Raw genomic sequence first — 422 nt, 5'->3', positions numbered from 1 at the left:
GTGCGCAGCACGATCGCGCCGATGATGCCGATGATCAGCGCCCGCTTCTGATACTCCGCCGGCACGGCGAAGTAGCTGAAGATCATCAGGAAGACGAAGATGTTGTCCACCGACAAACTCTTCTCCACCAGGTAGCCGGTGATGAACTGCATCGATACCGTGTTGGCCACCTCCCGGCCCTGCGAGCCGTCCAGGTACCACCAGAGAATCGCGACGAACACGAACGCGAGCGAGAACCACAGCACGCTCCACTTGAGCGCTTCCTTCATGGTCACCTTGTGCGCGCCCTGGCGCTCCATGACCAGCAGATCGATGGCGATCGCCACGACGACGAACAGGCCGAAGCCGGCCCACATCCAGGGGGTTCCGATGGTTTCCACCATGGCGTCAGCCCTCCCGGCGCACGTGGCGCATTGCAGTGA

The 422-nt window shown here is 62.1% G+C and carries 1 pseudogene; it reads right to left on the bottom strand.

Features of this window, described 5'->3' with window-relative positions:
* Positions 1-383 (bottom strand): annotated as a pseudogene (locus tag E0L35_RS25700) (hypothetical protein); the annotation flags it as partial.
* Positions 384-422 lie beyond the last annotated feature (39 nt).

Origin of the sequence: Halomonas sp. ATBC28 (assembly GCF_005937175.1) — a bacterium.
In the GTDB taxonomy this organism is placed as follows: Bacteria; Pseudomonadota; Gammaproteobacteria; order Pseudomonadales; family Halomonadaceae; genus Vreelandella; species Vreelandella titanicae.
Note: the sequence above shows the minus strand (reverse complement) of the source record. Positions and strands in the feature narration are given on the sequence as shown.